4 protein-coding genes are annotated in these 2,682 nt (G+C 41.7%); 1 reads left to right on the top strand and 3 read right to left on the bottom strand.

The features are described 5' to 3' along the window. Nucleotides 1-177: 177 nt before the first annotated feature. The 3 genes from PAARA_RS20495 to PAARA_RS20650 form a co-directional block, all read right to left on the bottom strand. Complete coding sequence (locus PAARA_RS20495) at nt 178-333, bottom strand: hypothetical protein (RefSeq protein WP_157066155.1); 156 nt, start codon at nt 331-333, stop codon at nt 178-180. A gap of 18 nt (nt 334-351) precedes the next feature. Beyond that, nucleotides 352-690, bottom strand: a complete 339-nt coding sequence (locus PAARA_RS20945) for a transposase (RefSeq protein ID WP_209438163.1) — start codon at nt 688-690, stop codon at nt 352-354. Nucleotides 691-810: 120 nt separating this feature from the next. Further along, nucleotides 811-1,014, bottom strand: a complete 204-nt coding sequence (locus tag PAARA_RS20650; RefSeq protein WP_062567445.1) for a hypothetical protein — start codon at nt 1,012-1,014, stop codon at nt 811-813. Nucleotides 1,015-1,344: 330 nt separating this feature from the next. Between PAARA_RS20650 and PAARA_RS02160 the strand changes: the two genes are divergently transcribed. Next, nucleotides 1,345-2,673, top strand: coding sequence for an IS4 family transposase (locus PAARA_RS02160; RefSeq protein ID WP_062567086.1), 1,329 nt, complete (start codon nt 1,345-1,347; stop codon nt 2,671-2,673). Nucleotides 2,674-2,682 lie beyond the last annotated feature (9 nt).

Below are 2,682 nucleotides of genomic sequence, written 5' to 3'. Positions count from 1 at the left end.
AAGTATATCCCCCAGATGCATAAGCGGCTTTTATTGCTTCATTTCGATTATCAAATTGCTGAGCGTATTCAGCTAATGGCAATGACTGGTTTCGCCTTTGTTTAAGGGGGACTTCACATAAATCACCTTCTTGCTCTTAAAGTAACGCTAAGTGCTCTTTAACAAATTCATCGTCACCTAAAAAACTTGACTCGATATATCAGTCCAAGGATCCACGCCTTTTCCTTGCTCGACAAATAACGCAAATTTTCGCCTTGCTATCGCTTTAAATTTTCCAAATTGGAGTAACATTTTGTCGATTTCAAGCCATGCTGGAAAGTGTGCTTGACCCATCGTAAAGTGCCAGCTACTTCAAGGCCAATCCGATAAGCTATCTACCATCTTTGCTCTAATTGGATTTAAAACAATATACCTGTTCAACTCTAATAAGTAAGCATCCTTATCAACCAAAATAGCCTTATAGCGCCCCTGAAATAAATGCCCAACATGTTGATGACTTCTATTAAACCATTGTGTATATACCCCGTTTAATTGGCGCATCCCTTTACTTAAATTTGCATCAGGAGTTTCAACTAATAGGTGGTAATGATTACTCATTAAGCAAAATGAATGAATAACCCAGTTATAACGCTCGCATACGTCACCTAAAATCTTTAAGAATCCATCTAAGTCAGCTTCATCTAAATAAATTGGCTTTCATTCATTCCCTCGCGACGTTACATGGTACAAAGCTCCTGCGAACTCTAATCGTAGCGGCCTAGCCATCCTTTCACCTATCAATATTGGTAAATTAATAACTAAAATTAGGCCTTAATTAACGAAAAGGCAAAAAGAAAGACCTGACCCTTTTGCTTTTGCATCTTCTTTGCTGAATTTAAAGCTCAGCCAAATATGCTCTAAGGTGAGCCAAACATAAGCGTTGTTAGGCGGGTATCCTTCAAACTTATCAGAATAACCAAAAGCATCTACTAATTCTTTAAAGGAAAGTTTTAGTTCATCTGCTCTTTCAATCATTCGTTCCATTACTGGCCAATATGTCAACCAAATAGGGTTATCACTTCTATAACTGTCAAGCTATCTTTGAATAAAAGCTTTGCAAAATTGTGTTGGGTTATCTTTTGGGAGTGCCATATTAATTATCCTTCAATGCTATTTAGTCCAGCATATCCACATTGAAAAAGTTCGTCCGTATCTGAAGCATGTAAATTTTATCGACTTTAGATCGAGTAATAAAAAGCCCCATGAGAGTGTAATGCCGATCAGTTAAGAATATTTTCATGATCGGTTGACCGATCTTTTAAAGGCTTCAAAATCCGATATCAGAAACTGATATCGGATTTTTTTATGTCTTTACTCACAAACCTCGATGAAACATTTAGTCATGCGGAAGACTTGAAGGCTGTCGATAAGCTTATGTCTTTTGTCGACCCTGAACTTCTTCAGCAAGCCTATACACTATCGGGCGTAGCAACTATCAGACGTCGCCGGTTACCTCTGGATTCGGTCGTATTTACTATCGTGGGTATGAGTCTTTTTCGTAATGACCCTGTCTGGGACATCGCAAATAAACTTGATATCTCATTACCAGGTAAAAATCGATTTGTTGCCCCCAGTGCGGTAGTTCAAGCTCGGCAACGACTAGGTGATGAAGCTGTCGGTCACGTCTTTAAGCTGATGGCACAACGGGCCTTTGGTGATTTTGCCTTTGAACAGTGGTGTGGTTTAAATGTGTTAGCAGTTGATGGCGTGATGTTTCGTGCTCAGGATACCGGTGAGAACCTTACTGCATTCGGTTGTGACCGTAATGCTAAAGGCGATAATCCGTATCCACAGGTACGCATGTGTAGTCTGATGGAAACCTCCAGCCACCTTCTACTGGCCAGTGAGTTTGACAGTCGGGATGTGGGGGAGATGTCTCTTGCGCAGCGGCTTATTCCTTCGGTTCCCAATAACTCTCTGACTCTTTTCGACAGAGGATATTATTCGCTGGGGTTATTGTACTTATGGATGACTAAAGGCGTTAATACGCACTGGATGCTCCCTGCCCGTAAAGATCTACAGTACACAGTAAAACACCGACTAAGCGAACATGATGCTGTTATCACTCTCAAGACTTCGCCTCAGGCTCGGAAAAAATTTGATGGTCTACCAGAAACCATCGACGCGAGGCTAACCAGTTACAAAGTAGACGGGAAAAGCTACCATGTGCTCAGTTCAATGGTCGATGTATTGCAGTTTCCCTACGAAGAAGTTGTTGATGTGTACGTTCAACGCTGGGAAATAGAGCTAGGGTTCAGGGAAATGAAACAGACGCTAAATCAGGCCAAGCTAACACTTCGTAGCAAGAAACCTGAGATGGTACGACAGGAGCTCTGGGGACTACTACTGGCCTACAACCTGATTCGGATGATTATGCTGGATGCCGTTAAAGATATGCCTGAGCTATCCCCATCGCGGCTTAGCTTCGGCCTCTGCATGAGACACATCATCGTGTTCTTCCTAACCACTTTACCGGAAACAGTAACCAAGTTGCCCGTTCACTATGAATACCTGATGGAATCGTTAAGGATGATGAAATTACCTGACAAACGGCCTGATAGGTATTACCCAAGAGTTGTGAGGAAAAGACCGACTAAATACCCCACAAAGAAAAAAGCCAGTCAGCTTAACTGACTGGCATTA

This window comes from Pseudoalteromonas arabiensis (assembly GCF_001550155.1).
GTDB classification, from domain to species: Bacteria; Pseudomonadota; Gammaproteobacteria; order Enterobacterales; family Alteromonadaceae; genus Pseudoalteromonas; species Pseudoalteromonas arabiensis.
The sequence above is the reverse complement of the archived record's forward strand: the minus strand, read 5'-3'. Positions and strand labels throughout refer to the sequence as shown.